General features: G+C 49.5%; 23 protein-coding genes. 11 read left to right on the plus strand and 12 right to left on the minus strand.

Annotation, left to right across the window (positions count from 1 at the left end; genetic code table 11):
- The first annotated feature begins 169 nt into the window (after positions 1–169).
- Positions 170–1,333, plus strand: a complete 1,164-nt coding sequence (locus OXH18_RS01645; protein ID WP_268610687.1) for a sensor histidine kinase — start codon at positions 170–172, stop codon at positions 1,331–1,333.
- Positions 1,334–1,413: 80 nt separating this feature from the next.
- Here the strand turns inward: OXH18_RS01645 and OXH18_RS01650 are convergent, their stop codons facing one another.
- Entirely contained in the window at positions 1,414–3,687 is a 2,274-nt protein-coding gene (locus OXH18_RS01650; RefSeq protein WP_268610688.1) for a lytic transglycosylase domain-containing protein, read from the minus strand.
- Positions 3,688–3,938: 251 nt separating this feature from the next.
- Between OXH18_RS01650 and OXH18_RS01655 the strand changes: the two genes are divergently transcribed.
- Positions 3,939–5,411 carry a leucyl aminopeptidase gene (locus OXH18_RS01655; protein ID WP_268610689.1) on the plus strand — a complete coding sequence of 491 codons (1,473 nt, stop codon included), beginning with the start codon at positions 3,939–3,941 and terminating at the stop codon, positions 5,409–5,411.
- 96 nt (positions 5,412–5,507) lie between these two features.
- Here OXH18_RS01655 and OXH18_RS01660 read toward each other — a convergent pair whose 3' ends face one another.
- Entirely contained in the window at positions 5,508–7,985 is a 2,478-nt protein-coding gene (locus tag OXH18_RS01660) for an ATP-dependent Clp protease ATP-binding subunit (RefSeq protein WP_268610690.1), read from the minus strand.
- A gap of 329 nt (positions 7,986–8,314) precedes the next feature.
- Positions 8,315–8,911: a ribosomal protein S18-alanine N-acetyltransferase gene (rimI, locus tag OXH18_RS01665; protein WP_268610691.1), complete on the minus strand. Its 597-nt coding sequence runs from the start codon at positions 8,909–8,911 to the stop codon at positions 8,315–8,317.
- 214 nt (positions 8,912–9,125) lie between these two features.
- Here rimI and lysA point away from each other — a divergent pair, with 214 nt between their 5' ends.
- The 3 genes from lysA to OXH18_RS01680 all read left to right on the plus strand — a co-directional run bounded on the left by lysA (position 9,126) and on the right by OXH18_RS01680 (position 12,466).
- The gene (gene lysA, locus OXH18_RS01670; RefSeq protein WP_268610692.1) at positions 9,126–10,529 is read left to right on the plus strand and encodes a diaminopimelate decarboxylase; all 1,404 of its coding nucleotides are present in this window, start codon (positions 9,126–9,128) and stop codon (positions 10,527–10,529) included.
- A gap of 261 nt (positions 10,530–10,790) precedes the next feature.
- Positions 10,791–11,714, plus strand: coding sequence for a diadenylate cyclase CdaA (gene cdaA / locus OXH18_RS01675; protein WP_268610693.1), 924 nt, complete (start codon positions 10,791–10,793; stop codon positions 11,712–11,714).
- Positions 11,711–12,466, plus strand: coding sequence for an isoprenyl transferase (locus tag OXH18_RS01680; protein ID WP_268610694.1), 756 nt, complete (start codon positions 11,711–11,713; stop codon positions 12,464–12,466). The genes cdaA and OXH18_RS01680 overlap by 4 nt, the downstream gene beginning before the upstream one ends.
- An 88-nt stretch (positions 12,467–12,554) precedes the next feature.
- Here OXH18_RS01680 and nrtS read toward each other — a convergent pair whose 3' ends face one another.
- The 5 genes from nrtS to OXH18_RS01705 all read right to left on the minus strand — a co-directional run bounded on the left by nrtS (position 12,555) and on the right by OXH18_RS01705 (position 16,742).
- Positions 12,555–12,839 (minus strand): nitrate/nitrite transporter NrtS, encoded by a 285-nt coding sequence (gene nrtS / locus OXH18_RS01685; protein ID WP_268610695.1) that lies wholly within the window; start codon positions 12,837–12,839, stop codon positions 12,555–12,557.
- Between the two features lie 8 nt (positions 12,840–12,847).
- Complete coding sequence (locus tag OXH18_RS01690; RefSeq protein ID WP_268610696.1) at positions 12,848–13,099, minus strand: hypothetical protein; 252 nt, start codon at positions 13,097–13,099, stop codon at positions 12,848–12,850.
- A 76-nt stretch (positions 13,100–13,175) separates the two neighbouring features.
- Positions 13,176–13,730 (minus strand): hypothetical protein, encoded by a 555-nt coding sequence (locus tag OXH18_RS01695; RefSeq protein ID WP_268610697.1) that lies wholly within the window; start codon positions 13,728–13,730, stop codon positions 13,176–13,178.
- 43 nt (positions 13,731–13,773) lie between these two features.
- Positions 13,774–14,856, minus strand: a complete 1,083-nt coding sequence (locus OXH18_RS01700) for a glycosyl transferase (RefSeq protein WP_268610698.1) — start codon at positions 14,854–14,856, stop codon at positions 13,774–13,776.
- Between the two features lie 95 nt (positions 14,857–14,951).
- Positions 14,952–16,742, minus strand: a complete 1,791-nt coding sequence (locus OXH18_RS01705) for a serine/threonine protein kinase (RefSeq protein ID WP_268610699.1) — start codon at positions 16,740–16,742, stop codon at positions 14,952–14,954.
- Positions 16,743–17,195: 453 nt separating this feature from the next.
- Here OXH18_RS01705 and OXH18_RS01710 point away from each other — a divergent pair, with 453 nt between their 5' ends.
- Positions 17,196–18,440, plus strand: a complete 1,245-nt coding sequence (locus OXH18_RS01710) for a hypothetical protein (protein ID WP_268610700.1) — start codon at positions 17,196–17,198, stop codon at positions 18,438–18,440.
- Between the two features lie 119 nt (positions 18,441–18,559).
- Here OXH18_RS01710 and OXH18_RS01715 read toward each other — a convergent pair whose 3' ends face one another.
- The 3 genes from OXH18_RS01715 to OXH18_RS01725 form a co-directional block, all read right to left on the minus strand.
- Positions 18,560–20,278 (minus strand): CocE/NonD family hydrolase, encoded by a 1,719-nt coding sequence (locus OXH18_RS01715; protein ID WP_268610701.1) that lies wholly within the window; start codon positions 20,276–20,278, stop codon positions 18,560–18,562.
- Between the two features lie 58 nt (positions 20,279–20,336).
- Positions 20,337–20,561, minus strand: a complete 225-nt coding sequence (locus OXH18_RS01720) for a hypothetical protein (RefSeq protein ID WP_268610702.1) — start codon at positions 20,559–20,561, stop codon at positions 20,337–20,339.
- Between the two features lie 127 nt (positions 20,562–20,688).
- Positions 20,689–21,483: a YdcF family protein gene (locus OXH18_RS01725; protein ID WP_268610703.1), complete on the minus strand. Its 795-nt coding sequence runs from the start codon at positions 21,481–21,483 to the stop codon at positions 20,689–20,691.
- A gap of 186 nt (positions 21,484–21,669) precedes the next feature.
- Here OXH18_RS01725 and OXH18_RS01730 point away from each other — a divergent pair, with 186 nt between their 5' ends.
- A complete protein-coding gene (locus tag OXH18_RS01730; RefSeq protein WP_268610704.1) occupies positions 21,670–22,074 on the plus strand; it encodes a hypothetical protein in 405 nt (134 codons plus the stop codon).
- Between the two features lie 42 nt (positions 22,075–22,116).
- Here OXH18_RS01730 and OXH18_RS01735 read toward each other — a convergent pair whose 3' ends face one another.
- Entirely contained in the window at positions 22,117–22,845 is a 729-nt protein-coding gene (locus OXH18_RS01735; RefSeq protein WP_268610705.1) for a carbonic anhydrase, read from the minus strand.
- Between the two features lie 328 nt (positions 22,846–23,173).
- On the opposite strand from OXH18_RS01735, the gene OXH18_RS01740 reads away from it, so the two are divergent.
- The 4 genes from OXH18_RS01740 to OXH18_RS01755 all read left to right on the plus strand — a co-directional run bounded on the left by OXH18_RS01740 (position 23,174) and on the right by OXH18_RS01755 (position 26,285).
- The gene (locus OXH18_RS01740; protein WP_268610706.1) at positions 23,174–23,626 is read left to right on the plus strand and encodes a GNAT family N-acetyltransferase; all 453 of its coding nucleotides are present in this window, start codon (positions 23,174–23,176) and stop codon (positions 23,624–23,626) included.
- 102 nt (positions 23,627–23,728) lie between these two features.
- On the plus strand, positions 23,729–24,316 hold the full coding sequence (locus tag OXH18_RS01745) for a GNAT family N-acetyltransferase (RefSeq protein WP_268610707.1): 588 nt from the start codon (positions 23,729–23,731) through the stop codon (positions 24,314–24,316).
- A 119-nt stretch (positions 24,317–24,435) separates the two neighbouring features.
- Positions 24,436–25,356 (plus strand): carbohydrate ABC transporter permease, encoded by a 921-nt coding sequence (locus OXH18_RS01750; RefSeq protein ID WP_268610708.1) that lies wholly within the window; start codon positions 24,436–24,438, stop codon positions 25,354–25,356.
- 80 nt (positions 25,357–25,436) lie between these two features.
- Positions 25,437–26,285 carry a carbohydrate ABC transporter permease gene (locus OXH18_RS01755; RefSeq protein ID WP_268610709.1) on the plus strand — a complete coding sequence of 283 codons (849 nt, stop codon included), beginning with the start codon at positions 25,437–25,439 and terminating at the stop codon, positions 26,283–26,285.
- Positions 26,286–26,311: the final 26 nt, after the last annotated feature.

The following is a 26,311-nucleotide window of genomic DNA, read 5'->3' on the forward strand; positions in this document are numbered from 1 at the left end:
TGCTTCATCCCTGCTTGTTTATAGGGATGAATGGCTATGATGCTCTCCGCCCGGTAAAAGTTCTCAACTGGTAGGTTAACGTGCGGCAATACCGAGGCGCATTCCTCTGGTTAGCGAAAGCTACACATGGGTATGAAAGCCGTTGTTTTACAAACAAATATAGACAGATATGCTTTCTGCTTCCCAACCTAGAACGAGTCGAATTCTCGCTGTTGATGATGTACCAGATAACCTCTATCTGATCGAAGCGATTCTAGAAGATGAAGGATATGAGGTGATTTTGGCAGAAGATGGGCCCTCTGCATTATCTCACTTGCATCGATCGCCGTTTGATTTGGTATTACTGGATATCATGATGCCTGGTATGGATGGCTATGAAGTAACTCGCCGTATCCGCCAAAATCAGACCCTTCCCTTTATTCCTATTTTGTTAATTACGGCTCATGAACAATCCAGCGTAGTAGAAGGGCTAGATGGAGGAGCCGATGATTTTATTCGCAAGCCATTTGACACAGAAGAGTTGTTAGCTCGGGTTCGATCGCTGCTGCGCTTGAAGCATAGCATTGACGAACGAGAAGCCATGAGTCGGCAACGCGAGGATTTTGTCTCTCGCCTGACTCACGATCTTAGAACGCCACTGGTGGCGGCCGATCGGATGCTCAACCTGTTTATGCAAGAAACGTTTTGCCCAATTTCATCAGATATGAAAGAGGCGATCGGCGCGATGATTCGCAGTAATCAAAACCTCTTACAAATGGTAAATACCCTGCTGGAAGTTTATCGCCACGAAGCAGGACAAAAAAAATTGACGTTTGCCCCCTGCAATTTACGTGAAATCATTGAGGAGATCATTGAAGAACTTCAGCCGCTTGCCGCAGAAAAGGGAGTCGCTTTAACGGCTGATTTTTCCAAATGGGATGCTCAGTCTGGAATTCAGTCCGGCGACACTACGATTGATACGATTGAAGTGATGGGCGATCGACTAGAACTCCGACGGGTTGTCGTCAATTTGTTGGGGAATGCGATTAAGTTTACCGAACAAGGTCACATTACTATTCGAGTGTTTGAAGCCCCATCGTCTGCTGAATCTGCTTCTCCATCGCCCAACCGTTGGATCACGATCGAGGTGGAAGATACTGGCTCAGGCATCTCACCGGATGATCAAGCTATTATCTTCGAGCGGTTCCGCAAAGGGAATCATAAACGCGCCGACAGTGGATTGGGGCTTTACCTGTCTCGTTGCATTGTGGAAGCCCATGGTGGCACGATCGGTGCGGTCTCAGAGTTAGGCAAAGGCAGCACATTTACTGTGAAGTTGCCGCTGCACGATTAAGAACCTTTGGATGAGAATCTTTTGACTAGTAGCTTTTGGGCAGACTGACTATAATGCACCAGCCTTAGCTAGTGGAGCGCCTACTTCCCTAGCCGAGAATTCACCAAATTCGCATGAGATTTAGAGAACTGTGCCAGTTTTTCAGAGACGGTGGGGTTATATAACCGCAAGTAGTTCCAGTAATTCTCAAACACCGCTTCTACATACCCCTTGGTCTCGGGAAAAGGAATTTCTTCCACAAATTTGTCCGGATCGTTGAAGCCAAATCGATTAATCCAATCGGCGACACTGCCTGGTCCTGCGTTATAACTGGCGACAGCAAATAATGAGTTGTTGTTATATTCTCGATGGGTAAAGTCTAAATACCACGTACCCAAATTGATATTGTCCTGCGGATCTTCTAGGTTGTACTGTTTTAGATTAATTTGATTAGCCACCCACTCTGCGGTTTCTGGCATCACCTGCATCAGCCCAGTAGCGCCAACGACCGATCGAATTTTCGGTTCAAATCGAGATTCCTGGCGAATCAGCGCCGTTACCAACATAGGATTTAACTGGCGTTGCTGCGACCATTGTTCGATCGACTGCAAATAGGGAAAGGGGTACAGCGCTTGCCAATAGTCAAGGTGGTGCTTCAGGGCAGCCACTTCTTGTTTCTCGTCGGGTTGCTCCCGAAAACTCAGGTTCGAGAGCATGAAAATTCCATCTAGATTATCATTGACCCCTAAACGAATCAAGCCGTCGGTGAATTGCTGAGCAACGGTAGGCTGAACCCGGTCTGTGTGCTCAACTTGCCACAGACTCCACGCATCGCGGGTTTGACCGAGTAAGTACAATTCTCTAAGGGCAGCTGATCCAGCAAGGGGTTCCGGACGAGTAGCAGGGCGCTCTACTTCTGGTGTTTTTTGGCGCACGGTGCTAAAGTCGCCCACATCCCAACCGAGTAAGACAGCCGATCGCCACGCATAGTAGGAACCTGGATAGTTGGCCAAGACATATTCATAGGACTGCCGCGCTTCGTCTGTTCTGCCGAGTTGTGCTGCCCATTTGCCTACCCAAAAAGCCGCTTCGGGGGCATGGACACTATCTGGATTTTCCTGAGCGAGTTGCCGGGCCCATTCCCAGGCTGCCTGGATATCTCCTTTCTTAAAATTCGCTTCTGCTTGTTGCCAGCGCAAGTCAGCCGCAAATTCTGAGCCACTGTGCTCTTTGAGAACTTGTTGTTGAATCTGGAGGGCTGTTTGCGGACTGTTTGCGGCTTGGAGAATGTTAGCTTTTGCCATCAAGGCTTCAGCGGTTCGATCGGGAAAGGTATTAATCACTTGATCGAGATAGGCAATGGCTTTGTCTGGTTTCTCTTCCAATTCGGCGAGTTTCAGCAGCGCTAAGCCTGTTTCTTTTTCCGAGGGAAACGCCTGCACTAAGGCTTGATATCGGGTTGTGGCAACGGTTCCACGGGCATCGAGTTGGGCCCCTCTAGCGGCGCGATAGAGGTTAATGGCAGAGGGAGGCGCTTTGGCATAGGCTTCGGCAGCACTGCCATATCGCTGAATTTCCCAGTAGGCAAACCCAATCGCTTCCCAATCGTCAGGGGTAAGTTGTCCTCCGTAATCAGTTCGAAGCCGATCGAGCACCGAGCCAATATCTGGCAGATAAACCCCGTGACGGGCGAGGAGCCGCATCAGATCTAGTTGTTTAGGATTCTGCTGCAATCGATTCACTGCAATTTCAACCGAGCGCGGATGAGACGGATGATCCGCAATCATCCGATCCCAATAAGCAGAATTGGTTTTACCTAAATGAAATAATGCTTCAGCCGCTTTAGGATGATTCGGATACTGCTTTACCAAGGCTTGCCAAGTCGCCTGTGCTTTAGCCGCGTCCCCAGTGGCGGCTTGTGCTTGGGCCCGCTTTGCCAGAATATGCGGAGCTAACACGTCATACTCGTGCTCTAATCCATCCAACCACGGTAATGCTTGTCCCCCTCGATCTTGCTCAATTAAGTCAACAGCCCGTAAGTAGCGAGCACGGGCCCGATCGAGCGATGAAGTTCCCTGATTGGCTAGTTCTTCCAGTTGAATGGCGCGATCGGTCGGTGAAACAGATGCTAATGCCAGGGTGGAGGTGGAAGGACGAGAATCCTCCAGGTCTGCCCCTGAGTTGATTAACTGAGCGCCAAACCATTGGTCTAGAAATGGTAGTTTGGCCGGGCCAACTAAGAAAACAGCCGAGGTGATTCCTCCTAGGGCCAAGCCTCCTAATCCGGCCCCCCACAAAAACCACCGTTTTTTGGAAACAGTTTGTGGGTTTGAGGACGATAGTGGCTTTGGTTGAGTTTGTTCCTGCTCCAGCATTCGTTTGTCAAGCTCACTCAGGTTGGATCGTTAGGATATTTACGTCTTTAAGACTTTAGTAAATCTAGCAAAGGTTTTAAGTTTTGTTGGTCACTTTGAATGAAGGATTCATGATTAGTTGACCACACTAAATTTTGACCACGCTAAATTTACAATCAATTTCACCAATCGAATTCTCGCGGGTGACTATCACAACAATGAAAAATTTGAGCAATACTTAAAGACATAATGATTTCAACCTGTGTTACTTTATGGAGCTTCGTGGGATAGATACCTCCCCCCTTCAGTGGTCTGGGGATTGTCTGGTGGTCGGTTTGTTTGAAGAGGCGATTGAATTATCGGGAGCGCTAGCAGAATTAGATCAATTTGTCTCGGGTACGCTGTCAGAACTGATTGCAGAATTTGAATTTAAAGGCAAAGAGGGCAGCAGTGCTGTGACGCGGGTTGGGTCTAATCATCCCATTCGTAAAATTGCTGTAGTGGGGTTGGGCAAGTCTGCTGCTCCGAAACTCGAAAGTTGGCGTCGGGCTGCTGCTGCTGCCGCCCGGTTGGGGAAGAAGGAAAAGTGCAAAACGCTGGGAATTAGCTTGCCGATTTGGAATGAAGATGCGGGAGTAACGACCCAAGCGATCGTGGAAGGAGTGGAACTTGCCCTGTATCAAGATACTCGCTTTAAGTCGGATACTGAGGAAAAGGGGCTGAAGCTGGAGCGCATTGATCTACTGGGATTGAGTGAACAGGATGCTGCTATTACGCGGGCGCGGCAAGTTTGCCTAGGAGTGAGTTTGGCGCGGGAATTGGTCGCGGCTCCGGCTAATATTGTCACTCCGATCACGATGGCCGAAACCGCAGAAGCGATTGCGCGGGAATACGGTTTAGATATTAAGATTCTGGAGCGCGAAGACTGCGAAAAGCTGGGTATGGGTGCATTTTTGGGCGTGGCTCAAGCGTCGGATTTGCCGCCCAAGTTCATTCATCTGATTTATCGTCCAGAAGGAGTGCCGCGTAAGAAAGTGGCGATCGTCGGCAAGGGTCTCACATTTGATAGCGGTGGGCTGAATATCAAAGGGGCCGGCAGCGGCATCGAGATGATGAAGACGGATATGGGTGGTGCAGCCGCCACGTTAGGAGCAGCGAAAGCGATTGCCCAAATTAAGCCAGATGTGGAGGTACATTTCATCAGTGCCGTTACGGAAAATATGATCAGTGGTCATGCCATGCATCCTGGTGATATTCTCACTGCTTCCAATGGCAAAACGATTGAGGTTAACAACACCGATGCTGAGGGGCGTTTAACCTTGGCAGATGCACTGGTCTACACCGACAAGCTAGGAGTCGATGCGATCGTTGATCTGGCTACCTTAACCGGAGCTTGTGTGATCGCACTGGGGGATGATATTGCCGGATTTTGGACGGAGGATGATACGCTGGCTAGTCAACTGACTCAGGCGTCGGAGCGATCGGGTGAAAAGTTGTGGCAGATGCCGTTCGAAGAGAAATATTTCGATGGTTTGAAGTCGGTTGTGGCCGACATGAAGAACACAGGGCCCCGCCCTGGTGGAGCCATTACCGCTGCTCTGTTTTTAAAGCAATTTGTGAAAGACACACCTTGGGCCCATATTGACATTGCCGGTCCCGTATGGACAGACAAAGAGAACGGCTACAACAACCCTGGAGCCACAGGGTTTCCGGTGCGAATGTTGGTCGATTGGGTCTTAAGCTAGCAAATCTCACCAAAACAAAGAAGGGTGGGCAATGCCCACCCTTTTACATCAGTGCCAATTTGGATCAGTGTAACTGTCGGTAAATACCGGACTGAATTAAAACTGATCCGCCGTTTGTGGAATCAATTCCCGCTTTTGCTCAGAGCGAATTTGCACCTTGCCATCGTCATCCACATCAACGATCGCCACATCACCGTTCTTCACCCGACCTGAGAGAATTTCTTCTGCCAGCGAGTCTTCCAACAACCGCATAATGGCTCGACGTAGCGGGCGTGCCCCATAGGTTGGGTTGTAGCCCTCTTCCACCAATCGATCCTTGAACCGTTCGGTGACTTCCAGGGTGATGCCTTGCTCCTCTAGGCGAGCAAAGATTTCCCGCAACAGGATATCGGAAATTCGCTTAATTTCGTCTTTGACCAACTGACGGAAGACAATGATCTCGTCCACCCGGTTAAGGAACTCTGGACGGAAGTATTGCTTCAGTTCCTCATTCACCAGCGATCGAATTCGATTGTACTGCGCATCAGCTGCATTTTCAGTGGCAAACTCGAAGCCCAGACCGCCGCCGCCTTTCTCAATCACCTTAGAACCAATGTTCGAGGTCATGATCAGCAGCGTATTCTTGAAGTCTACGGTGCGCCCCTTGGCATCGGTCAAGCGACCATCCTCCAGGATTTGCAGCAGCATATTAAAGACATCGGGGTGAGCTTTCTCAATCTCGTCGAACAAGACCACCGTATAAGGACGACGACGCACCGCTTCGGTTAACTGACCGCCTTCGTTATAGCCGACATAGCCCGGAGGAGAACCAATCAACTTGGAAACCGTATGGCGCTCCATAAATTCCGACATATCCAGGCGAATCATGGCTTCTTCTGAGCCGAAGAAGTAGGCAGCCAGAGACTTGGCCAATTCGGTTTTACCAACCCCCGTTGGTCCGGAGAAGATGAAGCTAGCGATCGGTCGGTTCGGGTTCTTCAATCCAACCCGGGCACGACGGATAGCGCGAGAAATTGCCTTAACAGCTTCTTCTTGGCCCACCATGCGCTGATGCAGCGTGTCTTCCATGTGCAACAGTTTCTCCGATTCAGATTCGGTGAGCTTGTTAACTGGAATGCCTGTCCAAGAGGCCACAATTTGAGCAATGTCTTCCTCAGAAACCACAGGCTGATCATCAGTATCTGATGTTTCCGATTTGCGATTCTTAGTAATCGCTTGAATTTCCGCTTTGATTTCCATTTCTCGATCGCGTAGCTCTCCGGCTCGATCGAAGTCCTGATTGCGAACCGCATCATCCTTGTCCTTGCGAACCTGACGCAGTTCCTTATCCAACTCCTTAGCAGCAGGCGGCAATTGAGAGTTAATCAAGCGCACCCGCGATCCAGCCTCATCGATCAGGTCAATGGCCTTATCTGGCAAATAGCGATCGGAAATATAGCGATCCGACAGCTTAGCTGCCGCTTCTAGGGCTTCATCCGAAATCTTCAGGCGGTGGTGCTGCTCATATCGGTCGCGCAGGCCATGTAGAATTTCGATCGTTTCGGTTACTGTGGGTTCGCCCACCATCACTGGCTGGAAGCGGCGTTCTAGGGCTGCATCGCGCTCGATGTGCTTGCGGTACTCATCCAATGTGGTTGCCCCAATACACTGCAACTCACCCCGCGCTAAGGCTGGCTTAAGAATGTTGGCCGCATCGATCGCCCCTTCAGCGGCTCCAGCCCCAATCAGGGTATGCACCTCATCGATCACCAAAATCACGTTTCCAGCTTGCCGGATTTCATCCATGATTTTCTTGAGTCGTTCTTCAAACTCGCCGCGATATTTGGTTCCGGCAACCAACAGACCAATATCCAGCGTAACGACTCGTTTGTCTTCCAAAATATCGGGCACATCACCGTTCGAGATGCGCTGAGCCAAGCCCTCGGCGATCGCGGTTTTACCCACACCGGGTTCACCAATCAGGACAGGGTTATTCTTAGTACGACGACCAAGGATTTGAATGACTCGTTCGATTTCTTTTTGGCGACCAACGACAGGATCGAGCTTTCCTTCAGCCGCCATCTGAGTCAGATTAGAGCCGAATTCATCCAGCGTTGGGGTTTTGGTGCGGCCTTGGCTGCCGCCCGTTGACACCTCGGCTGTCTCTCCTAGCATCCGAATGACTTGAGTCCGAACTTTGGAAAGATCTACACCCAAATTTTCCAAAACTCGGGCAGCAACCCCTTCACCTTCACGGATGAGACCTAATAGCAGGTGCTCTGTACCGATATAGTTGTGACCAAGCTGACGAGCTTCTTCTAGAGAAAGCTCTAGAACTCGCTTGGCGCGAGGAGTAAAGGGAATTTCAACCGCTACAAAACCAGACCCTCGACCAATGATTTTTTCAACCTCAATCCGAGCATCTTTAAGATTGACGCCCATGGATTTGAGAACTTTAGCGGCGACACCGGTCCCTTCCCCAATCAGACCCAAGAGGATCTGCTCCGTGCCTACGAAATTATGTCCCAGGCGACGAGCTTCTTCCTGGGCTAGCATGATCACCTTTATGGCTTTTTCTGTGAAGCGTTCAAACATGGCGTTCCTTTATCACCTGGTGCGTGCCGGTACGCTGATTTTAGCATAGGAGAATCCTCAAGCTGTTATGGACGAACAGCAAGTCAAAGGTAGGGATCACCGAAGCTCTTCGCGCGATTTTCCCTAAATTGATTGAGCCGCGTGCGAGGAGAAAACCTGGTGGGAACAGGATTTGGCGTGCATTGATGCTTGCTCAGATGAGACCGGCTCAATAGACGCCAGACCGACACCGGCGAAGGGTGTTTCCGAGGAGGTAGAAAAATTGCTCCCGAAGGGAGATTTTCATAAAAAGACGGTTACAAGTCAAGAGATAGGTCAAAAAACCATGCTTAGGAGTTTGTCATATGGCGATCGCGCCCAACCTGCCAATTGCATTGCTGCAAGCGATCGATTGCTACTCGTCGCCATTGCTGTAGGGTTTTAGAAAAGTCTGGATGCTGCAACCCACCCCGCCACAAAATCAGGGCATCTTCCCCATTGTCTTGATAATAACGCTTGCGCCGTCCTGCTGTCTCAAAGCCAAATTGTTGATAGAGGGCGATGGCCGCTTGATTAGATACTCGCACCTCCAGCGTTGCCCATCTTAATTCTCGTCGCCACGCCGAAGACAGTAGTTCAGTTAAAAGCAACTGTCCTAGCCCTTGTCGCCGATAATCTGGATGGATCAACAGCAGCGTAATATGAGCTTCATCCGCGATCGCCCAGAGACAGCCAAGTCCAAGCAGGAAGTTGGGAATTAGCGCTCCCTCATCTATTTCCTGTTCCCTATTTCCCATTCCTTGAAGAATCAACAAATCGCTGTTGGGGCTTTCCAATTCTCGACGATAACCGTCCAACGTCCATAAACCACCCAAGCAACGGCGATCGAGTTCAACCGCAGCAGACAACCGCTCAGCCGTCAGGGGTTCAATTTCAAGCCTATTCACACCGTTCGCTCACACACTCAATGCACTCATCGAAGCTACACCATCGATGGACTCGATCGATTCATTCGAAAACGTTCAACCTGAGTACAGCCCTCAATTGTACACTGGTTAAATGAATCGTTTATTGAACAAACCTCTGAAGCAGTTTACGCTTACAGGCTAAGGAACGCTGAATTTTTCAGGATAGTTTGACTTTCAAGGATATAGTGTACGAATGATAGTAACCTCTGCGACAGAGGCGGTCACTTCTGGCCGCCAATATTTGCCGACATCTTCACTAGGCTCCGCTGGCTCACCGAATCAATCTCTCCTGCCACTCACGGCGACGGTTAATAAGAACGATCATCTGGAGGTAGGAGGATGTGACGTGCCCAGTTTGGTACGCCGATTTGGCTCACCTCTCTATATCCTAGACGAGGAAACCCTGCGTAGGGCCTGCCGACAGTATCATCAAGCTTTTCAGCGCTACTATCCGGGTGAGTCGCTGGTGATTTATGCCTCCAAAGCGTGGAACTGTTTGGCAGTGTGTGCGATCGTTGCCAGCGAAGGACTGGGAATTGACGTGGTTTCAGGGGGAGAACTCTACACTGCTTTGCGCGCAGGAATGAATCCTGAAGTCATCTATTTTCATGGCAACAACAAATCGATAGACGAGCTACAGTTTGCGGTGGAAGTCGGTTGCACGATCGTCGTAGACAATTGGCTAGAGCTAGAAACGTTGGCAAGGATGCAGGATGCTCTTCAACCCCCAACCCGGATTCTGCTGCGCCTTACCCCTGGCATTGAATGCCACACGCATGACTATATTCGCACTGGACACCTAGACAGCAAGTTTGGCTTTGATCCCGATCAGCTTGAAGATGTATTTGCTTTTGTCAGCCAGCAACCTGCTCTAGAGTGTGTAGGACTTCATGCCCACATTGGCTCGCAAATTTTTGAACTGCAACCCCATCAAGACTTAACAATGGTGATGATGCAGTGGATGAGCAAGGCGGCCACGTATAATCTACCCGTGCGCGAATTAGATATTGGTGGTGGTTTGGGCATTCGCTATACCGAGCAGGATGATCCACCCAGTATTGACGAGTGGGTCCGGGTGATTTGTGAAGGGGTGGTGGCTGCTTGCGAAACCCTTCAGATGCCATTACCAAAACTGATTGCTGAGCCGGGACGATCGCTGATTGGCTCTGCTTGTGTCACTGCATACACCGTTGGCAGTCAAAAAGTAATCCCAAATCTGCGAACCTACGTTACTGTAGATGGCGGCATGTCTGATAATCCTCGCCCTATTACCTATCAGTCAATCTACCGAGCGGTTATTGCCAATCGCATGTCGGCAGAAATGACAGAAATGGTGGCAGTAGCCGGAAAACACTGTGAGTCAGGTGATATTGTCATCAAAGAAGCGCGGCTGCCTCAAACAAAATCGGGTGACACGTTGGTTGTTATGGGCACTGGTGCCTATAACTACAGCATGGCGTCCAACTATAATCGCTTGCCTCGTCCGGCAGCCGTTCTAGTGAATGCGGGTGAAGCCGACGTGATCCTGAAGCGGGAAAGTTATCAAGACTTAATTCAACATGACTGCCTACCAGAAAAACTTGTAGAGAAAGGATGAAGAATTAAGCCAGAGGGATGAAGAAGACAGCTTGCAGTGGAAGATAGATGATGAAGGGGTTCTAGGCTAGAAGAGTTTTGAGTATTGAGTGTTGAAGTTTGAACTATCTTTTTTGACCAGCAAGCTTCACGATTAAAAATGCAAGACTTTATCGATCCTTTACCTCGAATTAGTTTGGTGTTCGATAACGCTCACATAAGTCATCGGACCTCCCGGTTAAGTTTTCATCCTTCTGATATCACTTAAGCCAGAGTCGAGCAGATGGGATCTCTGTTGGAGCAATTGCTGAAAGATCTGGGTTGGACTTGGTCCTTGCCATTGCTCCGTGCGATCGATGTGGGGTTAGTCCTGCTACTCACCTACATGCTATTGGTCATTATCGGTGAGCGGCACACTCTCTGGATGGTCAGAGGGTTAATTATCCTGATGTTGTCCTCGGTCTTAAGTAGTATTTTAGGGCTAACGTTGCTGACCTTTGTTTTAGAGAAACTTGTGATTGGTTCGGCTGTGGCGATGGCCTTTATTCTTCAAGCCGAATTTCGCCGTTTGCTAGAACAACTGGGACGCGGAGAAGTGCTTCAACTTTTTCAACCTAGCCGCCGAGCAACGCCCAAACCCGATAGTGTGATTGACGAGATTGTGGACGCAGTTAAAGAACTTTCTCAAAACCGAACGGGCGCATTATTAATCTTAGAAACCGATCGCCCGGTGGATGAGCGAGATTTTTCGGTTCCTGGCGTTCGGCTAAATGCCGAAGTTTCCAAAGAGCTACTGCAAACGATCTTTCAGACCTCTACCCTGCTTCACGACGGAGCCGTTTTTATCCGTGGCTCACGGGTGATATCAGCCGGAGTGATTTTGCCAATTTCCGATCGCACGGCTTCGCGACAGTTGGGAACGCGCCACCGAGCCGCGATGGGAATTACCGAGCGAGTCGAAAATTGCGTATGCGTAGTTGTATCTGAGGAAACCGGATCAATTTCGCTGGCAGAAGGGGGCAATCTAAATCGACCCCTAACAAGCAGTAAACTGAGGGAACTATTGCGGGAACGTTTTTCCCCTTCGGTTGATCCAGAACGGGTGGCTCCTTTGCGCAGTCTTGGTCGCAAGTTGAGTGCCCGCATGATCTTGCTGTTTCCACGTCTTGTTCGTTCTAAATCATCGGCTTCTCGGGAGAAAAAATGACTGTCAACCCAACCATCCAACGAGAGTTACCTGCTGACTTGGTCCGCGATCGCCTACCCCGGCATGTAGCGGTCATTATGGACGGTAATGGTCGCTGGGCCAAACGGCAGGGCTTACCTCGGATTATGGGGCATCGGCGCGGCGTGGATACGTTGAAAGATATGCTGCGCTGTTGCAAAGATTGGGGAATTTCAGCCCTAACTGCCTATGCCTTTTCTACGGAAAACTGGGGACGACCGTTAGAAGAAGTTGATTTTCTGATGACACTGTTTGAACGCGTCCTGCGTCAAGAACTGCGAGAAATGATGGCCGAGGAGGTACAGATTCACTTTGTGGGTAATTTAGATGCACTGCCCAAATCGCTGCGAGAAGAAATTCAGCGATCGATGGCAGAAACCCGCAACAATACGGGCATTCGGTTTACCGTAGCAACCAATTACGGCGGTCGCCAGGAAATTATTCAAGCTTGCCGAGAAATTGCCACCAAGGTGCAGCAAGGGCATTTGCAACCGGAACAAATTGATGAAGCTCTATTCGAGCGCCATCTGTATACGGCTGGGCATGCCGACCCGGATTTGCTTATCCGCACCAGTGGCGAAATGCGCATCAGTAACTTTCTGCTGTGGCAAGTGGCCTATGCAGAACTGTATGTCACTAATACCCTTTGGCCCGATTTCGATCGTAACGAGTTTCACCGAGCCTTGAGTGCCTATCAACAGCGCGATCGGCGGTTTGGCAAGGTTAAGGTCTGAGCAGGTTTTGGGTCATCCTATCGGCTCAACCCAATGAAAGGAATGACCGCATCGTAGCGGTTGAAATGAGGACATCTGTGCCAAGCACCTACTGCTGCGATCGAGCAGTGAATTGGCCGTGAATGCTGACGGCATATGGCACCAAGTAGGTTAAGCACGCAGAAATCCAACGCTCTTTGGTCATTTTCCCTTTAACCAATGCCATTCCATGATTGATGGTGAATAACAAAGACCCGATAACCAAGGACACCCGAACGGCAGTCTTTGCCAACTTCGGATCGCTCAGGCTTGCCAGATAGCCCCTCATCTGCTTCATTCCCTTGTCCCAACCGCATACATCTTGAAAGTTATACAGTCCAGAGGTAGATGTCATAAAACCTGCTACAGCCTCTCAAGGTCATGCTTAGCCACTCGGTCTCGTGCTTCAACTTGATCTGTAGCTTGGTTTGTCTCCTCAGGTTCTTGAGTATCTACCTCACCCTCTGCTTCTAACCAAGGAGAATCGTAATGATTCCAAGGCAGAATTGGGTTATTCGGCAAGTTGCGAGTCAGAACTGTAATGTTCTTCATGTCGGGCTTAGGCAGCTTCACACGCTCGGCAGAACTTGCAAAATATGCGCTTCTAGGACTCATAGGTTAGACCTAATCGACAATTGGGACTGGTTCGAGGTTGGGTTTGAGATGTTTAAGACTCAAGCTAGCCCCATGACTAAAGTATACTCTTCTGTCCCAAAACCGCAAACAGCATCACTGAAAGGACATGGCTCAAGGTAATAATGACCAATCCCCAAACGACGTAGGTGGCGATCGATAAGGCTTGCGTAATGTCGTCGAGGCGCTGTTTGTTGGCTTTATACACCTCGACAAAGTTAGTCAGCATCTGAAGGCGATACTCATCCGGTGACATGGATAAATAGTGCTCCAACGATTCTGGGTCTTCTAAATTGGGTGTTACAAGAGGCTGGCGCGGCAAGACGGCATAGATCAATACGCTGAAGCTAAGAAAAAAGCCCACAATTTCTAAGACGCTGAATGGGCTAATGGTAAACAGCAGCCGCGAGATGGACAGTACCGTGAGCAGAGCCGTGTTGGTTACAAACAGAATATTTAATTGTGTTAACGACAGTTGTCGAAACTGCTGCTGTTGATCGAGCACGGATTTAGCATCTTGCAGAGCTAGGTTGACAGTGACGATAAAATTATCCTGTTTTGGTTCAGGCGCAGTGGTGGCAGAGAGGTTAGGCTGGTCGGCGTGGGCAACCATTGATGCATGAGATTTAGAGTTTTACAGGAATTTTGAGGCTGAGCTAATCGGTGTGCAAGTAGTCAACGATCGCCTTGGCAATAACATCGTTTCCATCTGTTTTAAGTTTCTCAGACCGGCGCGGCGGCCGGGGAGGTTCCTGAAGAAATTGCCAATCCCCTTGGAAGAATTCTGTGGGCGACAGAATGCGGTGATGATGATAGTCCTGAATGCCCGCAATTAAAACGGGAGCTTCGGCAAAGTCATCGCGGGTGATGGAGACAATCGGCACACCCAACCGGCAGGCTTCGGCAAAGGTGCTATACCCCGGCTTAGACACGACCTGACTACACAGAGGCATAAAATCTACGGGGCGAAAGTCAGGCTGATGAATTTTGAGCAGATTCGGTAGATCAGGTGCTTGGCGGTCAAACGTGATGAACTGCCAGTCAGGATAGCGTTGCAGATTGTGGTACGGGATCTGCTCAAGCCCTAATCCACCGAAGGTTAACAAGACGGTGCGCTCGATCGGCGTGGTGATGTGGAACTGAGTCCGGAGGTCTGCCTCAGCATAGTGAGGCGAGCCGCCGGTAAAGCCCACATCGGTCACTGTTGGGAAAGCACTCATCGGTTCATGCAACGGTAAGCGAAACAGGTGGCTACATTGGCTGAAGCGATCGGCAATCCAATCGGCCATCTCCACAAATTCGCCGCCCCAGGGTCGGTAGACAAAATCCCAGCCAAAATTGCTGACCATCCAACAGGGAATCCCGGCCGCTTGGGCAATGGCAGCGGCGATCGGCGGAATATCAGCCATCACCAGCCGGACACGATTTTGGCGGATAAAGTTCACTTCTGCGGCTATAGTACGTCCCTCTTGGGCCCGAATCTGCTTCAGTTTCTCTAAGGTGGCCACCTTATCCATCGTAATGCTGTCTCGCTGCACCACCCCAATATCTAACGGTTGCGGTCGGTGGATAAAATCTTCGCGCAGGTAAGACTCTAGTAGCCAGCGCGGAGCCGTTGTTGTCAGAATCAACAGCACCTCTGGACACAGCCGTTTCACGGCTGCCAAAAGCGCAGCCGTGCGAGTAGCGTGACCGAATCCGTGGTTTGTGACAGCCGCATAGAGAATGGGTTGAGGCATGGTTTTGGGAAGTTGGGGGTCGGGAGTCGGGAGTCAGGGGTCGGGATAGAAGTTGGCTCATCCACTGATTCGTTCTCTCATCCTTGCTCCGTTTCTCATCGGCGCTCCCAAATTCCTACATAAATTCGATCGCCTGCTTGTTCGATGACGCCTTGAAAATTGGAGGTTTCGATCGGATGAGAGGGGGCTTGACCTCGACGCACCGCTTCTAATCCTTGTTCAATGTCGCGAGTGAGGCCTGCTTGCAACATGCCGTTGAGGGCAGTACGCATCACGTTGAAATCCATGTAGGGCACAAAGTAGGCTTCGGTTTGGCGCAGTCGATCGGTCTGCTGATCGTAGATATAGACCAAATCGACTTGATCGGGAAAGATGTAGATAGAAGTACGTAAGCCGCTGCCGTCCTCTCGCACTTCTGCGGGATCGCCCAATCGGTTTACTACAGTTTGTTCGCTGACCCCCGGTGGAAATCCGGGCACGCTGCGAATGGTGGCGCTGGTAGACGAAGGACGGTTGGGTCTGGTAGGTGGCTCCACTCGTTCTGGTGCTGCGGGTTCCTCGGTGGGTACTTCCTCGGGTTCCTGGGTGCGATCGGCATTGTCAACATCAGGTGGCAAGGCAGATGCTTCCGGTTGGGCAGGAGTAGGGACGGTTGGTTCCTCGGAGGGAAGAATTTCTGGCTCGATCGAAATGGTTGGCGCGTCGGTCACGTCTACGGGGGCCGTAGCGTTAGGCGGAGTTGCCGTTTGGGTAGAGTGATAAAGTACGGTTCCCACAGCCGCAATCGCCATACTCGCCAAGGAAGCCAACCCCAGCAGAAGCCATCCGTTACCTCGCGAGCGTGGAGTTGGAGAAGCAACCATCGGCGCAGGTGTGGCGATCGTTCTAGGTGAAGCGTTTGGGAGAGGTGGGCTGACGGCTAAGGTGGCAGCGGTAGACGGCGCAGGTGCGCGTGTCGCTGGGGTTGCTTTGGTTGCTGGCGGCGTTCGACGCGGAGACTGAGGACTGATGGCAACGGTCGCAGCAGAGGACAAACCAGAACCAGTCACACTGTTGGTTGCTTGGGTCGATATGCTAGGCGACGGTAGCAGTGCCATCCATTCTCGAACGCTTGCAGGGCGCTGCTCTATTTCCATTGCCATACCGCGTAAGATCGCTTGGTTTAAGGCGGGACTAATGTGGGGATTGACCATCCGTGGTTCTGGCATGGTTTGCCGATCGCGCAGGATTGAAGCTACCGGAACCCGTGCGGTTACCAAGGCATACAGAGTCGCAGCCAAGGCATAAACATCGGTGGCGGGCGATCGTTTAGCCTTCAACATGTACTGCTCAACAGGGGCATACCCCACTGTTACTAAATTAGTGTGCGCCTCGGTTTTACCAGGTACAAATTTGCGGGCGATGCCAAAGTCAATCAACACCACCTGATCGGTTTGGTCGCGCAGAATAATATTCTCTGGCTTGATATCTCGATGCAGTAAGCCCTTTTGGTGAACAAGATCCAGCGCCGAGCCAATTTGCCGGATGTAGTGAACGGCCAACGCTTCGGACAAAGGATGATCGGGAAAAACCACTTGCTCTAGCGATTGACCGGGAATGTAGTCCATTACCAGATAGGGAACTCCATCTTTCACAAAGAAATCGCGCATTCGCACAATATGAGGATGCTCACAGAGTTTTAGCCGCTTGGCTTCATCCCGAAATTTCTCAACCAGTTCAGGGAACTGCGGATCGTTTTGAAAATCTGGGTTGAGTGTTTTAACGACGTAGGTTTCTTGCAAGAAGTGATGCGTGGCTTTAAAGGTGACGCCAAATCCACCCCGACCAAGCATTTCAGTTAAGGTGTACTGTCCGCCCTGCAATGACTTGCCAATCAGCGTGTCCATGTTTCCCTCGATAGTACCCTCGATGTAACGTTCGATGCCGACGAGTTCCGTTCACTCACTTTAGCTCAAGCCCTAGATTGGCAGGGGGCGGCAGTGGACAGATGTTTTTAAGGCCAACGCTGCCCTCAATTTAGAGCAATCGAGTTTACGTTAAATTACGTTACAAAGATTATGTCGCTATAAGGCGGTTTCATCACCTTGAAGCGGTAGTTAGAGCGCTATTTCACGAAAGTTCTTCTATTTTCGTAGGTGTTTGTTTATACTGAACCCAAGGTGACAGTCAGCTCGCGTAACATTCCTTAGAGGACGCGATCGGCAATGAGCATTATCCGCTACATTGCTTAAACGACGAAACGGTTTATGTTGGATTACAACAGTTAAGTACTTCAGAATTGCCGTCCTATGGCTGATTCCCCCTTGCCACCTGAATCTGAACCAGCTGAACTCCTTGCAATGAGGGCTTCGCGTACTGGTACAAATTCTCAGTCTTATGCCGTTGCTTGGTGGGGATTGTGGATTGTACCAACCTTGATCTTCTCGGCAGGTGCTGGGCTTTGGGCTGTGAAAGATTTGTTAGAATTACCCAGCTTTCCCCAATGTCGATCGATTTCACAGGTTGATAGTACGGCGTCGGCGCGATTATATTGCGCTGAACAGTTTGCTAACCAACAAAAAGTGCCAGATCTACGGCGGGCAATTCTGTTAGCAAACAGCATTGCCGAACAAGATCCGCTCTGGGTGGAAAGCCGTCGTGCGATCGAGCGTTGGTCGCGATCAATTTTGGAAACCGGCGAGGCAGAGTTTCAGGCAGGTCAACTAGAAACCGCGCTGAAAACGGCCCAATCCATTCCAATGAGCGTGCATACCTATGCAATCGCCGAGGAACGGATGGAACGCTGGCGATCGGTGTGGGAGCGAGCCAAAGCAATTTATGATCAAGCCGAGGACGAAATTGATCAGCGCCAATGGTCAGCAGCAATGAACACCGCCAGGGGCTTGTTGACGATTGGCAATCGGCACTGGAGCACAACGAAATATCAAACCTTGTTGCGATCGCTACAGGCATCCAAAGAATCACAATCCTTTCAAGCAGCCGCTCAAGCTCGATCGTCTCAACGCCAGAGTAGTGCTCGTAACTCTGAATCCTTTGAAGATTATTTTGCACGACGCGATCGAGAACGCAGCGCCGAAGATGCCGCCTACTTGGATGAGGCATATCAGCTTGCCGGTGCCGGAAGCCTGTCAGGACTGAGAAGCGCAATCGATGAAGCATCTCGCATTTTGTATGGCAGTTCTCAGTATGCGGAGGCGCAGCAAGCCATTGAAGGGTGGAGGAATCAAATTGAAATCATTGAAGATGCCCCCTATCTTGACCGTGCCAGAGCGCTAGCCAACCAAGGCGATTTGACCTCGCTAGAGGCGGCGATCGATGAGGTTAGAAATATTGGCTGGGGGCGGGCCCTGTATGATGAAGCCTATGCCGAAATGCAGCAGTGGCGGGAAACGGCACATCAGCTTCGGGTACAAGCCCAAGCAGAGCAACTCGAAACCCTAACGGCTCCTACGACTGAAACCAATTCGTCACAGCCAAATTTATTACAGCCAACTTCGCTTCAGCCTCATCCAGTCCCTGTTGTGCAAACAATAGAGACGGTTGGAACAACAGAAACCAGCCAACCAGGGAATCTGCTTAATTGACCATCATTTGACCATCATTTGATTCATCAATTTTTCAACCTGCAATACTACGTCAACCAATCAATCGTTCAATGTTGAATCAGTTCAATGTTAACTGTCCTCGATTTGAGGAGCGTTACCTAGGGGATCACAGGCAATTGCAGCTGTGACGCTCGATCGCCATCGCTGTAGATTGTCACCGTGATGACCCTCGCATCCATTAAACGTCCCTGGCCCGATCGATCGCCTGTTCCTGCATTGACAGCATAGGCGGGGAAACAAGCACCACTGAGACTGAGGCGGATCGCGCTGCCCTGAGGAATACAGATGCAGGTGGGTTGTAGCGTGAGAAGGTGAGGAGTGAGGGGTTGAGGGGCGGGCATCGGAGATTGGGAAGGGGATTGGGAAGCAGCGGCAGGCATCTCAACTTTGCCCACTGGTTGGTGAATGTACAGATAGCCTTGACTGAAGTTGAACACGCTACCATCAGGTTTTACTTCTGATAGAATCGCACAGACATCAAACGACGCTGTATCTGCTGTGCAGTATAGTTCGATCGTCGTCGCACCCGCCAAGTGCAAATCTGTTTCCAAAGGAGCGGAAGTGTAAGTCACCACATCACTGCGGCAATCTATGTTCGATCGATCGAATGACCCGGCTGGAAAAGCTGCATGACCACCGAGAGCCGGAACTGGACGCCACGGATCATGGACGAAGGTGTCAGGGGTTGAAGGCTGCGGGTGAGGGGGTGGGGATTGAGTTAATGTGCCAGCGCGATCATCTAAGGAAGCGAGTCCAGTGGTTTGCAAAAAATAGAATGTTTCAGGATGGTCCGGTGGGAAGCGATCGAACTGCCGCCACTGGTTAGTGCCCATTTCGAATAAGCAAACCGGGGCTTCGTTCAGCAGGCCTGTATCTATCCCTTTAAGGACCTGATCGAACCAGCGCAGTTGCAGCCGATCGATTGGGCTATTGGCCTCCGGGCCATAGTCGATCGCGCCTACTCTGCGTCCCCAAGGCAAATGCGCCCACGGACCTACAACGAGATGCTGTGGGAACTGACTCCGGGATGCCATATGGTTGTATAGCTTTAACGTACCGCGCAGATAGGTATCAAACCAGCCACCAATGTGTAGCATTGGCAGATCGGTGTTGTGAAGAAGCAAGCTAGGAGAAAGGTGACGCCAATACGGATCGGAGGCATCTGCGCGATCGAGCCAAGTGTGATAGTGCGAATCGGGAGCCAATCGTCGCAAAATTCCCGATCGAGCACAAACCGGATCTGACAGCGATGGATTGCGCGACGCCGCATACAAAGTGTGATACGTTTCAACGTTGTTTTGTCGGCGGGCTGTTTCTGCGGCAAGTTGAATCGCCCAACTGAGGTTCATCTGATAGCAAAACGCTCCTCCTTCATAGGCCCAGTCTTGATAAAGGTCATAGGCCGTCATAGCAGGACAGATCGTTTTTAGGGCAGGGGGTTGCGCTGCGGCTGCATAAAGTTGCGTCATGCCCTGATAGGAGAACCCATACATGCCAACTTGCCCGTTGCTTTGCGGCAAATTAGCAGCCCAGGCAATTGTATCTTCGCCATCTTCTCTTTCATGGGCAAACAAATCGAATATTCCTTCTGATGTGCCTCGTCCTCGGACATCTTGAATCACCACAATATATCCATGGGCTGCATACCAGCTTGGGTGAGCATACACCACCGTCGAGGCAATCGATCGTCCATAGGGTTGCCGCATCAGCAGTACCGGAAACTCAGCATCACTGTCGGGATAATAAACATCGGCATCAAGACGCACTCGATCGCGGGTATACAGGCAGCTTGTTTGTTTGGAGCGGACAGAAAACATAGGAGGTGAAGCTATCTATAGCGGGTGATTTGTCTAAATTCTCCTCCATCGCGTTGCCTTAGTGAGAGCGACAGAACCAACCCAACACATTGATATCTCCCCGCATAGCTTCTAATTCCTGTTGGTGCTGTTCTGCCATCTGGTAATACCACTGACAGTATGCTTCCAGAGCTTCTCGTTGTTCTACCTCGCGGTGAAAATCATGAGTCGCTTGATACACCTGAAAAATTTCCTCAACGTCTGGTTGGGGAATCGGAATAATCTGTTGTAAAAAATCAGCCATTGCTGTCAATAAAGGGGCGGGTCTAAAATAACCCGTTCTTAAGAACGGTTTTCGCCGTCTGCTGTTATCGTGATCATAGCAATCGTAGCTCCTGCGATCGCACCCTCTTTTGCTATCTTCAAATAAATCACAGCCAACCGCGTAAACGATAAACACCGATACCAATATACTCTTTCAGCGCTCGTGTAAAATGATACAAATTTCCAGCCTCTGGAAGCAAGTTTAACAGCTTGCCTTCGAGGGTCTTGAGCGAATCCTGCAATTCACTCTCCCCTACCAAGAAGTCAGTAGGAGCGGGAATCGCATCGATGCCCTGCTTTTGAAAAATAGCAAGCGATCGGGGCATATGCATAGCAGAGGTTACGAGCAGCACCCGGTTGAAGTTGCGTTGCTGCAAGATCTGTTTAACATTCACTGCATTTTCGTAAGTATTCAGTGACGTTGGATCTTGCAAAATGGCTGAACTGGGAACTCCCAAAGCTTGGGCAATCGCCGCCATGTCGGCCGACTCGGAGGCGCTGTTGTGTCCCTCCCAATCAATTCGACCACCGCTAAGGATCAAAAATGGAGCCTTTCCCTGCTGATACAATCGGGCACCGTGGACAATTCGATCGCTCTCTTCCATTAAGTCAATCCAAGGGCGTGGTTCCTTTTGGGGGCGGGTGGCTCCACCTAGCACAACAATGGCATCAACCGTCGGCAGATCTGCCGTGGGTATATGCTGAGATTCTAACGAGTACAACAGTCGTCCTGCGACTTGTCCGTTACTGGGAATCAAGATCACGAGCAGCGCCAACAGAATGAATATCGCTGAGAGGCGGGGGCGCTTCCAAAGTGTAAATAGTGCTCCAATTAGCAACAAACACGCTAAGCCAATTGGATAAACGAATAGGGGAAGAAGTTTTGAGAGAAAAAGAAACATTGTGAGAGGAGGAAATGGAAAATTAGAAATTGACAAGCCTAAGAAGTAAACACTATTTTTAGTAATTAATTAAACTTGACAACCATAAGACCAAAGCTTAGAAGACTATGAAAAATCTTGTAGACTAAGAATCTGTAGGTTAACGTTAATTTTTTATAGAACCAACCAAGGAACAAACCAGAAACAATGCCTTCCATTTCAGAGAAACATTCCAACTCACTATTGCTATGTTTATTTAACCTCTTGGCAGACTTTGATGGTCAAATTTCTCCAGCAGCCATTCCAATTTTAGCCGAGCTAAGAACTCGTTCCGATGCATTGCCTCCTCTCTATGCCGATGTGTTGGGTTTACCCTTCAGTGCAACCTGTGCTGAGTTGGTCGATCGCATTGAATCGCTAACGCAAGAACAGATTGCGATCGCGAGTTATGCCTTTCAAATTTTCCGTTCCTATGAGCAACTGTTGAAGGTCAAGAGCGGAACAATGGCATCCGAACAAAAAGCAGCGTATGAATCGCAGCTAGAACGGGTACGGTTGGTGATTGTCCGTACCCGCGCTGCTTTGGTTGAAGCCCTGCACCAAAATTCGTGATCACCATTCATGCTTCGATCGCCCTTATATCCAGATAAAGCATCACTTGGTATTCATTCCACCTAACAGTGCTTGTAACCATAGCCATCGTCCCCGGCTATCTTTTTCTAGCAATGGATCGGGAACGGGAAATGAGCGCTGTTCTAAAGGAATAAACAACCCAACGCTGGCATTATAGGCAAACACCACCCCCGATGCCAGTTCATAAACCCATGCATGGAGATTTAGTGTACCAGCGTGAAGTTTCGATCGAATAACGGGATAGGTCTTTAAATTCTCTACTTGGGTTAACACATTTTGCTTAACGGCAATCTTTAAAAGTTCTTCAGGTGCATACTCTTGATCGCTGTAATTATCTACAATTAACCGCCGAGTCGCTTCAGCATGGTGCTTGAGCCAGTCATAGACCAACGGCATCTCTTCGGCTAGGTTGCCAATTTGCAACAGCCCTTTCATTGCGCCGCAATGAGAGTGACCACAAATAATAATGTCTTTAATACCCAAAGCTTGAACCGCATATTCAATCGCCGCCCCCTCGGCGTTGTTCGTTGAATTATAAGTTGGAATAATATTTCCTACATTACGCACTACAAATAAGTCTCCCGGTTGAGCTTGGGTGATCAAAAACGGATCAATGCGAGAGTCAGAACAAGTAATGAACAAAACTTCTGGAGATTGTCCATGGGAAAGCTGTTGAAATAGTTCGCGGTACGTTTTGAAGTGGTGGTTATGAAATTCATTGAGTCCATTGATAATTCCTGCCATTGACATATTTTCAGTCCTCTCTGCATCTGAAATAGGGATTGGAGCCACAACGGAAACAATCGTGAACGATCGTGACTTGAAGCGATAGCGGGTTTAAGTGGCAGTCTGCACCCTTGAGTAATCTTGAGCGAATCAACAAACCAAACCGTCTAGCAACAGCTTAGTGTAGCCAATTTCAACCAACCTGTAAGGACTCAAATCACTCTGGTCCTTTAATTTAAAGCCTAGACTCAAATTCAATTCATTGGCAGCAGGTAGATGGTATTGAAGGTCACGTGCCTCGCCGTTGGCTGTCTCTTGGTACAGTTAGAAAGTTTGATGCAGGGCAGCAAGGATGATCACGATTCAAGTAGAACCACAGGCAACCAAGGATGACGCGGTGACAGTGATGGAGATTGTTCGATCGTTTAATCAGCAATTTTTTGCACCGACTCAGTGGCGATCGGTGACAGTGCTGGCTAGAGACGAAACAGGTGCGATCGTCGGGGGCGCATTGGGTGACATTGGCTGTGGTTGGCTTTACCTTAGCGTATTAGGGGTTCGCGAAGATTGGCGGCGGCAGGGAATAGGTACAGCGTTACTGCAAGCAGTCGAACAAGAAGCACAAACCCAAGGCAGCATTGGAGTATATCTGGAAACGATCGAGTTTCAAGCACCCGAATTCTATCAACGCAATGGCTATAGCATCTATGCCGTGCAGGAAAATTATCCTGCTGGGTTTAAGCGATACTACTTGCAAAAGCTGTTTACACCGTTGTCACGAACATTGCACCCAATCAGCACCTGAGCCAGCCAAGAATCCTCGGACAAAAACTGTGTGATTCGGTACAGGTTGAGATTCGCATCCTGCTTATGGTGGGAAGAAAGTAACGAATTTAACGACACGATAATGAATCACCTTGTATCAACAAATCGATCGATGCCATCCATTCCCGATTTAACCACCGCTGCCCCTCTAAAAAATGGTGCAATTAACGTAATTGTTCGTCCAGCCACTCATGACGACCTTTCCGCCATTCTAGAAATCTATAATGAAGCTGTGCTGAATACAACGGCGTCTTACGAGTATCGCCCCAGCACCTTGGAATCGCGAGCCGCCTGGTTTGATGCCCATTTACAGAATCGATTGCCTGTGTTCGTGGCTCAACTGGAGAATGGTCAGATTGTAGGATGGAGTGCCTTAAATTCCTTTCGTTCGGCTGAAGGCTATCACTGTACGGCCGAAAACTCGATCTATGTGGCAGCCGATAAACGAGGGCAAGGAATCGGGAAACTGTTGTTAGCTCCGTTGATTACAGCAGGCCAACAGTTGGGCTTGCATAGCCTAATTGCGGGCATTGATGCCGCCAATGTTGCCAGCATTCGCCTCCATGCCGCGTTTGGGTTTGAGCAAGTTGGATACTTGAAGCAGGTGGCCCGTAAGTTCGATCGTTGGCTGGATTTGGTGTTGATGCAGCGGTTACTCTCGCAAGATTGATGGTTAAAGGAGGGGATCTCTATCTTTGTGGAGGTGACAACTTGAAAGTCGGCAGGCTTCAACAGTATAAATAAAGCGCTTCCACTAAAGTGCTGGTTCAATTTGACCACGCATCCCCTATGCTGTCTCGAAAGGCATTGCCTCGAACAACCCAACAGCATCCGCGATCGACCCTCAACGAAACAGCGACAGGGTATCTGTTCATTGCTCCAACGTTGCTAGTGCTGGGGATCTTTACCGTGCTGCCAATTTTTCTAGCCATTTTTCTGTCGCTGCATCGAGTGCAGTTACTCGGTGAGATTAACTACGAATTTGTTGGACTGCGCAACTTTGCTCGATTAGCTGAAGATGGGCGGGTGTGGATTGCTTTGAAAAATACAGCCGAATATGTGGCGATCGTGGTTCCTACCCAAACCATTTTGGCACTGCTGTTAGCTGTCACGTTAAATGCAGGTATTAAGGGGCAGCGCTGGTGGCGAATTATCTATTTCTTGCCGACCGTCACGTCTTCGGCTGTGTTGACGCTAATTTTCATGTGGATCTATAACACGAATGGATTGCTGAATTATGGGCTGAACTGGATTGGGTTGCCGACCTATAACTGGTTGGGTGATCCAGCCGTGGCTTTGAAGGGCATCATGCTGATGAATATTTGGTCAACAGCCCCGTTTTATATGGTGATTTATTTAGCGGCGCTGCAAGATTTGCCTCTGTCTCTCTATGAAGCGGCGGCCATTGATGGAGCTAACGCTTGGCAACGGTTTTTCTCAATCACATTACCGCTGCTGAAACCCGTCACGTTTTTTGTCGTCGCAATGGGAATTATTGGCACGTTTCAACTTTTCGATCAGGCTTATATTTTCTCGAATGGATCGGGCGGCCCCAACAACGCCACACTGACAGTCGTGCTATTGATTTATCAATATGTGTTCCGCGATTTGCAGATGGGATATGCGGCGGCGATCGCCTTTCTGTTAGCGATGGTAATTATTGTGCTCACGTTGATTCAACGCCAAATGTTCGGCAAAGAGGAACGGTAAAACCGATAAAAAAGAAGAATGCCGTAGGAGTAGACTGGCGTGTTTGCTCCAAAAGGATGAAAGTTGAAGGGTAAAGGAATATGCGTCAGCGCCTCGACATGGAAAAACGATCGGTTTGGCTACAAGGGCTGCTTTATACGGTGCTAGTACTGTATGCAGTGATTACGCTGATTCCGTTTTTGTGGGCGCTGTCGGCCTCGTTTAAGCCGCTGGCAGAGATCATCAGCGGTAGCATGAATTTGATTCCGCGCCAGTTTACCTTCGAGAACTATCGCCAAATTTTTACACAAGAGCCGCTATTTCTGCGTTGGTTATTCAACAGCGTTGTAATTGCGCTGAGTGTAACGCTGCTGAATTTAATCTTTAACTCGATGGCGGGGTATGCATTGGCGCGGTTGCGGTTTCGCGGCAGACAGTTCTGGTTTTTCCTGATTTTGGCGGTTCTGGCAGTACCGTCGCAAGTCACGCTAATTCCTACCTTTTTAATTCTCAAATCCTTGGGTTGGCTCAATTCTTATCAAGGCATGATTGTGCCCGCGATGATCAACGCTACGTTTATTTTCATGATGCGGCAATTTTTCCTGAACTTTCCCCGCGAGTTGGAAGAAGCCGCTGCTCTAGACGGTCTCGATCGCTTCAAAACCTTTTTGTATATTGTTTTGCCCTTAGCCAAACCCGCCTTGGCGGCTCAAGCAATTTTTGTGTTTATGGGAAGCTGGAATAATTTTCTACTACCTGTGGTAATTTTATTTGATCCAGAAATGTTTACGTTACCTTTGGGGTTAAATACATTCAAAGGTCAATACATTAGTTACTGGAATTACATCATGGCAGCATCAATGGTGTTCACGTTACCAGTACTACTACTATACGCATTCTTTAACCGCTATTTTATCCAAGGCGTAACCTTTACAGGCGGCAAAGGATGAGAAACGAGAATAGTTAAGAGGGAGAA

It is taken from the genome of Thermocoleostomius sinensis A174, from assembly GCF_026802175.1.
Lineage (GTDB): Bacteria > Cyanobacteriota > Cyanobacteriia > Elainellales > Elainellaceae > Thermocoleostomius > Thermocoleostomius sinensis.